Annotated in this window: 7 protein-coding genes; 5 read left to right on the forward strand and 2 right to left on the reverse strand. The window is 59.9% G+C overall.

What is annotated here, in order from left to right; translation table 11 throughout:
* Nucleotides 1-597: 597 nt before the first annotated feature.
* Nucleotides 598-1,683: a ParM/StbA family protein gene (locus J2X09_RS26680; RefSeq protein ID WP_204735926.1), complete on the reverse strand. Its 1,086-nt coding sequence runs from the start codon at nucleotides 1,681-1,683 to the stop codon at nucleotides 598-600.
* Nucleotides 1,684-2,157: 474 nt separating this feature from the next.
* On the opposite strand from J2X09_RS26680, the gene J2X09_RS26685 reads away from it, so the two are divergent.
* The 5 genes from J2X09_RS26685 to J2X09_RS26705 all read left to right on the forward strand — a co-directional run bounded on the left by J2X09_RS26685 (nucleotide 2,158) and on the right by J2X09_RS26705 (nucleotide 6,636).
* Nucleotides 2,158-2,409 (forward strand): Wadjet anti-phage system protein JetD domain-containing protein, encoded by a 252-nt coding sequence (locus tag J2X09_RS26685; RefSeq protein ID WP_204735930.1) that lies wholly within the window; start codon nucleotides 2,158-2,160, stop codon nucleotides 2,407-2,409.
* Nucleotides 2,410-2,631: 222 nt separating this feature from the next.
* On the forward strand, nucleotides 2,632-3,081 hold the full coding sequence (locus J2X09_RS26690; RefSeq protein WP_204735927.1) for a hypothetical protein: 450 nt from the start codon (nucleotides 2,632-2,634) through the stop codon (nucleotides 3,079-3,081).
* 205 nt (nucleotides 3,082-3,286) lie between these two features.
* Nucleotides 3,287-4,489 (forward strand): hypothetical protein, encoded by a 1,203-nt coding sequence (locus J2X09_RS26695; protein ID WP_204735928.1) that lies wholly within the window; start codon nucleotides 3,287-3,289, stop codon nucleotides 4,487-4,489.
* Nucleotides 4,490-4,741: 252 nt separating this feature from the next.
* Nucleotides 4,742-5,764, forward strand: a complete 1,023-nt coding sequence (locus J2X09_RS26700; RefSeq protein ID WP_310309893.1) for a type IV toxin-antitoxin system AbiEi family antitoxin domain-containing protein — start codon at nucleotides 4,742-4,744, stop codon at nucleotides 5,762-5,764.
* Nucleotides 5,761-6,636, forward strand: a complete 876-nt coding sequence (locus J2X09_RS26705; RefSeq protein ID WP_204735929.1) for a nucleotidyl transferase AbiEii/AbiGii toxin family protein — start codon at nucleotides 5,761-5,763, stop codon at nucleotides 6,634-6,636. Before J2X09_RS26700 ends, J2X09_RS26705 begins: the two co-directional genes overlap by 4 nt.
* Before the next feature lie 561 nt (nucleotides 6,637-7,197).
* On the opposite strand, the gene J2X09_RS26710 is transcribed toward J2X09_RS26705, so the two are convergent.
* Nucleotides 7,198-7,953: hypothetical protein (locus tag J2X09_RS26710; RefSeq protein ID WP_310309896.1), on the reverse strand; the 756-nt coding region annotated here is incomplete at its 5' end.

Here is a 7,953-nt window from a genome sequence, read left to right on the forward strand (position 1 = left end):
CAGAACGAGACGAGGTGGTCAAGCTGGCCACCTGCGTTCAACATACTCAGCTCAAAGCTGCGTGACTCAGGCGACAACTACCTTGACGCGCGCCGCCCTGAAGTATTCACCTCACCACGATCTGTTGTTGATCGAGTTGATGGCGACTGCGTCACTTAATCCCACTCCTGGCCAAGTCAGGCCGACGCCTTTCGGTTCCTTGTTCGTTCGTACGCGGGCCCGAATATGCTCTTAAAGCTTGCATCGAACGGACTGGCAACGGATGCTCCTTCCTCCAAGGGATCGGCAGCGTTGACTTGGATGTTTTCAGGTACGCCAGTGGGAACCGATAGATTCAGGGGAGCGACTGACGCTTCAACTGCAGTTGGCGTGGGATGCAGTTGGCCGAAAGGCGGCAAGCTCCAGCGGCCCATGGCCATTCGGAACTGGTAGCCCAAGTGGACCAACTGCAGGATCTCCATGTTGAGACCTGCAGGGCTGATCCCCTTGAGATAGTCCAGGACTCCAACTCCATCGGGGGGAATCGTGACTCGGACCCGCAGAGCTTCGTCTGGATTCTGTGATCGTTTTCGTTGCACCATGGTGTGCTCCCTTTGATCAACCGTTCGCGTAGGCTTCATTCGCAGCGTAGTCGGCGACTACTTGGAAGCCGCGCACGTTGGAGAAGGTTGAGCCACCATCCATCTTCAGGCGGCGCCGCAGTCCGGGTGCGTGTTCACGGAGAAATTCAAAGAACACCGCACCACCACCACCGCAGACCAAGATGTTGTCAAAGTCATTCAAGGCGCCAACCGTGTTTAGCATTGCCTCGTAACCCCTGCGCAGGACCTCGTTGATGGCACCCTTGTATCGGGCCATTTCGTAGTCCTCGCCGCCAATGCGAACGGTTTCCCGGTTGTCGCGGATGGCCAGGTCAATCGCCTGAATCACACCGTATTGATTCTTGAGCTCCGGATTGATCGCTTTGGCCACTTCGTACGCGCACGCCAGCATCGACTCTGGATGAGCACCCGACCGTTCGTAGTTGGGGACCTTGTCGTAGGCCGCCAGAAAGTCAATCGTTCCGCCGCCCACGTCGACCACGAGATTCCACCCGCTCATCTCGAAGTCCTTGTGTGTGAGGCCGTAGTAGTAGAGGGCTCCGAGGGGTTGCACCATGACGGAGGCGTTCAGCACCGTTACGTGCCTTGCACCCACTTCAATATCTGGGCTGGTCACGGCGTGCCGACCGATGACCAGCTCGCGCAGGTGGTTCTCGTATTCTTCAAAGGTGTTGAGGGGGAGTCCTACGGTCAGGTGCTGAATCGTCATCTCTTTCGGATTCCCTTCGTCACTGAGCATGTAGTGCATGGCTCCCCGCATGAGCGCGAGATAGGAGGGAGAGGTGCAGTAGTCCTTCATGACGTGCCGTGGCTGGAGCCCCTTGAGGTGCATCTCGACTCCACGACCGGCAAAGTGAGGCACCCCATCAATTTCGCTGATGCAGCCGTCGGCTCCAAGGGTGCCGGGTGCATGTCGGAAAGCAGCGCCTGCCCGTAAGGTGGCGGTGATCGACGGAAACAGGTCCGCATGGATGAGTGGGACACCTCGTGCCACCTTGTGGCCACAGGTGAATTTGGTATTGGCGTAGCCCACGTCGATGGCTCGTGCGGGAACAGTGATCAGATGTGCGTCGCGTTTCATAGGTCTCTCTAGATTTCTTGCCTGCACAAAATTGTGCTGCTGGGAATTCTGTTGGGGCCTTCGCACCTCTGCAAGCGATGCGGACCAGTTGTTGGCCACGGGAGGCCAAGTCGGGCCAATGCAGGCCACAAACTGCAACTCTTGCGAGGCGACCCTTGTCCACGCTGTTGTATTGGCCAGGGTGGGCCACCCGAGGCCACTGGCGACCAAAAAGTGTTCGCGTGGGAGGCGGGTCCCGACAACAACGTCACAGTAGGGGCCGCAGGAGGCCATGGCAGGCCAGTGGCGGCTTCGACGCACAGTGCGCGCGCGGGGCTGAAGCTGGTTTCTTCGAAGGTGAGGCCACGGGTGACCATGGACGGTCACGACGTGTGGGTCAGCCAAAGAATCGCGCCTCACTGCGGCGTGAACCATCCTGTCGAAACGCGCAATCAGGTGGCTCCATTTATGTAGGGAGCTAGGGGCAGGGCTGCTATTTCTTGTTGCCTCAATCGACGGATCGTTTTGCGCGTTCATCCTTTGCAATGGGGCGAGGAGACTGAGCCTGCACGCCACGAGTTGTCGCGCCTGACGATGGAGGAGGCTGCGGTTTATGACGAACTGCGCTTCGATCGCATCCAACCCAGGTTGAGATTGGAGCAGGAGAGGATCGGATTTGGGTGGTTCTCAGTTCACCTCAACCGTATGTCCTCGGAGTTGCACAGAACGACGTCACAGTTCTCGTGAGGTTGGTGCTGATCTCGATGACCCGGCCTTCTCAGCCGATTTGGGGTGGCAGGGTGTTGGCCTTGCCGTCCATGGCCCACCGATGAAGCGAATGGGTTGGCCAGCGATCACCGACAAGAAAATCTGTCCTGGGTCTCTTGACTCCGATGCTTTGTTTGAGATTCTGAAGAGAGGCAGCCGAGTGCGCCTCTGTTCATAAACCAACCAAAGCAATTGACCACCATGAAAATCATTTCCTCCTGCCGCCCGAGCCTGACCGCATTGGGCGTCGCAGTTTTGCTGAGTGCGTGTGGCGCCGGATCGAACGGTTACCCCTCCTCAGAAGACGTCAAGGCGTGGCACACCAAGACGGCCAGTAATGGCTATTTCAAGCTGCAGACCGTTGAGATCACGGACCTGGACTGCACAACCCCATCCAGGAAGGAGATGGAGCAACTGACCCGTGCGGCTGCCTTCATGGGTTCAAAGGCTGAAGAGGCGATCAAAGGGGCTGTCAAATGCAGCTACACAGTCAACGCCTCGTTCAGCGGCGTTGACAAGCCGTTTCTCAAGACCCAAGGTTATGAGGTGAATGGACTCAAGCTCACGAGTCAAGGGTTCATGCGTGTGCCCAAGGGCGACAGCTACGAGTGGCAGGGCAGCACCCGCCGTCTGCCGAAGACGCCGGGATGATCCAATGTCGTTCGACATTGGATCGAAAAAACTTTGGTGGCAGCTGCAAGTTGCCTAGAATTCAAGCCAAGGCGCCCGCCGTACTTGCACGCGAGTAGAAACAGGTACTCACTCATCGTCATTGATTTCCCTTTTGGGCCTCGTCGTCGGGGACTTAAACGCGTGCGTCTGACCCGATTCGTCGAGGTTGACCAAAGGAAAAATCATGACTTTGAGAGAACTTGCGCACCTTGCGCAGCAAACTCTTCAGACCCATGCGGACTGCCCCGTCAAACGCAGCCATGTGCACGAACTCCTGGCTGCTGCGTTCGGCCATCGTTCATGGGCAGCCTTTCGGGCCATGGCGGTGCTGGCCGACGCGGGTGTTGGGGAACGGCCGTCCGACGCATCGCCCCAAGTGATCGGTCGAGCGGTTCAACTGGGCTACCACCAGCAGGCCGCGGCTGAGATAGCGCGGTCGTTTCTGGTCTTCATCGCTGAGCACCAACTCTCCTCTGTCTCCTGGTCTGCGTTGGGTGCCGCGCTGGCCTCTCCGGCCGTTGCTGAGGGCGACGCCCAGGACGATAACAACGATGACTTCGAGGAATTCGAGGAAGTCAGGTCGGCAGCCCCTGTGCAGCCGACGGGTGCAGCACTTGAGCAGCTCACGCGCTCACCCATGCTGAAGTCCAGCGTGGAGGAGGCGGCCGAGTCTGCCAACCCGCATGCGCACTTTCTCCTGGCCGCGCTCTACCGCTGCCGCACCCCAAATCCCTACCTGTATGAGGAGTCACTCAAGGGCCGGGTGCTCAATGCTGCCGAACGTGGCTGGGTTGAGGACTACCTTCGCCTGGAACCCCAGCACCGAAAATACGAGGCGCATCTGAAAGCGGCAGCGCTCGGTGGCGTACGCGCGGCGGCATTGGAGTACGGGACCCACTTCGAGCGCCGTGATTTCATAGAGTTGGCCGAGCGGCTCACCGGAGACGTTGATGCGTTCATGATGGCGCGGGCCGCTACGACGCCAGAGGCACGTGCATCTTGGCTGCGTGTGGCGGCCGAGCGAGGGGTTCGTTCGGCACTGGAGGAGCTTGCGCACCAAGGCGACGCTTGGGCAGAGGAGCGCTTTGCGGAGCATGGCGACATCCACTGGCTGCGGATAGCCGCAGAGCGAGCGGTCGAGGACGGTGATGCGATGCGCGCGTGGACCTGGCAGTATCTGGCGCTCGAGCATCGGGTCGACCTTACCCGTTCGACCATGGCGGCGTACCACGACGGTGGTCAGCAGGATGGGCAGTTCTACGACAGCGACTTCGGTGGGCCGATGTATGTCGACGGTGACGAAGGACTGGCGCTGCCCGCATTGAGACCCGCTGATCACCGAACTGCCAAGGCTGAGGCGAAGCTGATTTTTCGCAAGTTTTCGTAGCTTGGCGGTGGTGCCGGCGAAGTGGGGGCGATCTGTTGGACCGCTCCCGATTTGCAGAGCAGGCTTGCATGGCGGGTGCCACCGATCGCCATGTCATGCTGTCAGCCACTTAGGCAGCTAGGGCTGCTGAGAATCCTGAGGGAGCTTTCTCAAGAGTTGGCTGGCCAGCAGCATGTAGTGTTGTTGGCGGGCTACAATCTGTCCTGAGGACAGATTGTAGCCCGCCAACGTAAGCATTGTAAACTTACAACATTGCGCTTCAAGATCAAGAGCTGTAAAATGAACGTCCTAAGGACGTTCATTTTACAGCTCTTGCCTACAAAATCAAAAGTCTCAGCTGCCGCTGACGGTCCTGCAGAAGGCATTGCAGACCGATTGGCGATGTGGGAACGGCCGGTCGTCACCGACTATGAGCTGGGCGCTCTGCTGTGTGCAGAGCTGCCAGCTGCGAATGCAGCCATCGAGCCTGGCTTGTACAAGGCCATCGTGGACCGGTTGAGTTCCTTTCGCCTGATCGCGCCAGCCAAGGACTTCAAGCCCGGTGCCGTCTTCCAATTGTTTGGCCGCCCCAAGCCCTCGGCCATGGAGGTCGCGTGTGCGGTGGATCCATTTGCCTGTGTTTCCCACCTTAGTGCGATGGAGTTTCACGGTCTCACGGATCGCTTCTCCAAGATCCTCTACCTGACGACCCCCCCAAACAAGGAGTGGAGAGAGCAGGCTCAAGAGAGGATGGCCAGGGATCTCGGCCAACACATGGCGGTGCACCGCGCAGCCAGGCTGCCGATGTTGCGGTACTTGGGCTTCGAGCGTGTTGAGGGTGTGCGTGTCGAGTTGATGCGGCGCTCCAGCCGCGGGGCATTCAAGGCCATCAAGTCTCCCGCGATCAGGGTCGCCATGGTCGGGAGGGTGTTTCTGGACATGGTGCGTGAGCCCTACAACTGCGGGGGCATGCAGCACGTGGTGGATGCCTACCGCGAGTACGGCTCACAGTACCTGTCCCTCATCCTGGAGGAGATCGATCGCCACGGGAAACCCATCGAGAAGGTGCGGGCTGGCTACGTGCTTGAAGAGGTTTGCAAGATCGAACATCCTCGCATCGACGGTTGGAAGGACTTTGCACAGCGCGGGGGCTCGCGCATGCTGGATCCTCAGGGCGAATACGCCCCGACGTTCTCTGAGACCTGGAAGCTGTCGATCAATGTGCCTTCGTTGTTGACCGATGGCCGCGACGGGGAAGGGCAGGCTGGAGAAGGCTTGGCCGGGGAGGGCACTTGAGGCCGTTGAATGAGGTGGACATGGAGGCCTGGGTACAGCAGGCTCCCGACAAACCCCAAAGAGGTTTTCGGGAGGCGGTGCACATCATCCTGGAGAGCATCGGGCGCTCCCAGCACCTGCACGCCAGGATGGTGATGAAGGGCGGGCTGTTGATGGCCATTCGCTACGACAGTTCGCGCTACACCCGCGACATCGACTTCTCCACCACCGCGCCCTATGTCGCCGTGGAGGCGCAAGAGCTGATCACCGACCTGGAGCAGCACCTGGGTGCCGCCGCAGACCGCTTGCCGTACGCGACTGCGTGTCGTGTGCAGTCCAGCAAGATCGAGCCCAGAGGCGAGAACAAGACACACCAGACGCTGGCCCTGAAGATCGGCTACGCCGACATGGGCAGCGAGAGTGCGATGAAACGCCTCCTTGCGCGCAACTCCGCTCAGGTGGTGGAAATCGACTACAGCTACAACGAGGTCGTCTTCGGGGTGGAGGTGCTGCAGCTCGATGGCGGCACCACCATCCAGAGCTACAGCTTGCACAACATCGTCGCCGAGAAGCTGCGCTCCTTGCTGCAGCAGCCCGTGCGAAGGCGCAACCGTCGCCAGGATGTTTACGACGTGTGTCTGCTGCTGGACTCGTCCGACTTGGCCAATGCGTTGGGAGCGCCGGAGCTGGCGAGCATTCACCACATGCTGATGGACTCGTGTCGCTCCAAGGGGATCGAGCCGGGTCCTCTGTCGATGGACGACGAGGCGGTTGTGCGCATGGCACGGCAAGGTTACGAGGGGCTAAAGGACGATGTCGCGGGCGATCTCCCGGACTTTGAAGCGGCCATGGCCCGGGTGCAGGGGCTGTACCGCTCACTGCCGTGGCAGTAGGAAACCCGGCGAACGACTGCCTGTGGTGTGTTCGGTGGTGTTGAAAACACCGATTATCGATACCAAGCAGGTAAAGCCGAGATTGGGTACTCGGACGATTTAGGCCAGCCGCTCTCGTTCATAGCCCCATTGCTGTGGGACCGTTGTGCAGCGTTAGCCGACACTCGGCTCACCGTCTTTGCCAACGAGATTCGCAAAACTGCAGACGTCCAACACTCACCTTTGAACGACCGCTTTGCTTCTGAAGCCTGACCTACAGCCGCCGCGCGGCCTTATTGCCGCTTTCCTCGACCGCAACGTATGGGAAACAAGATTGAAGCGGTACGGCCGGAGATGAGATGTCTCCGGCCTCCCGCAGGCGACTACTCGTGGCTGTGACCGTGACCGCCATCCTTGCCGTGTGAGCCGAACCTGTCGCAACCAGCGAGTGAGCCAAGGAAGGCGACGATCAGCACTGCGCTGACGAGGGATTTGAGAGTTTTCATGGTGTGCTGAATAGAAGAGGTTTGCGAAGGGTTTGGGTGAGGCTGGCGCCACGGCGAAGGCCGCAGCGCCCTTCCATCACTTCATCTGTTTGATGTCGGTGTATTCACCGCGCGTACGCAGGATCACCTTCACATTGGCCTGGCCGCGGTTGCGCCAGTACCAGCCGTGGTTACCGGTAAACGCGGCTTCCAGCACACCTTCATCGGCTGCAACACCACGGCCCTTCTCGTAGCTGATCGATTTGCCCGGCGCATCACCGTGGGTGTCGAAGTTGACCTGCCCACCTTCGACGACCCACTGGTACTGCGCTTTGCCGCCTTCGACCATCTTCAGCTTGATTTCCGTGCCTTCGCCTGGCGTCAAGGTGACGGGCATCTCGTCGCGCCACTCAACCTTGGGCGCGGCGACCACGGCAACGGGGGCTGGCGCTGGTGCTGACGGCTGAGCAGCGTTGGCCGTGGCCATGCCAACGGCGCTGTCTGCTTGCGCGGGAGCTGCAGGGGCTGCGGCAGCATCGGCCGCGGCCTCCGCCGCCAGCTGTTGCTTGATCTCGCCCATCTCGGTCATGCGCAAGACACGGCCAATGCCGGTGGGATCGACGCCGTATTCGGCCGGCAACACAACGGCCACGAGAAGGACCGCAGCCGACACGGCGGCGAGGATGGTGGAGCGCAAGAGCTGTTTGGAAGAAGGCAGCTCGGCGCGTGTGGGGGAATCGCTGTTGTACATGTTGAAAGTTCCTTGGGTGTTCACGACACGAAGTAGCCGGTGAGCTGCATGCCCACCAGAATGAAGCCCGCGCTCATCATGGCGACGTTGGCTGTGTAGGCA

The sequence above is a fragment of the Hydrogenophaga laconesensis genome (assembly GCF_031457235.1).
In the GTDB taxonomy this organism is placed as follows: domain Bacteria; phylum Pseudomonadota; class Gammaproteobacteria; order Burkholderiales; family Burkholderiaceae_C; genus Hydrogenophaga; species Hydrogenophaga laconesensis.